Annotated in this window: 1 protein-coding gene; it reads left to right on the top strand. The window is 42.6% G+C overall.

Annotation, left to right across the window (positions count from 1 at the left end):
• On the top strand, positions 1-193 hold a 193-nt coding region (locus tag B7C60_RS18300; RefSeq protein ID WP_245868849.1), incomplete at its 5' end, for a ThiF family adenylyltransferase.
• Between the last annotated feature and the right edge of the window lie 16 nt (positions 194-209).

Below are 209 nucleotides of genomic sequence, written 5' to 3'. Positions count from 1 at the left end.
TGAAGCGGGAGTTATGGCACCGATAGTCGGTATTATCGGTGCAGTGCAAGCATTAGAGGCAATCAAAGTCATTGCTAATTACGGCCAACCTTTGAGTGGAAAAATTTTGATGCTTGATGCATTAAGCATGACATGGCGAGAAATGAAATTACCTAAACAGGCTCACTGCCCTATTTGTCATGCTCAATCATGATCACGAAAAAGACGAC

The organism is Vibrio fujianensis, from assembly GCF_002749895.1.
GTDB lineage: Bacteria > Pseudomonadota > Gammaproteobacteria > Enterobacterales > Vibrionaceae > Vibrio > Vibrio fujianensis.
This window is presented reverse-complemented; position numbering and strand designations above follow the sequence as displayed.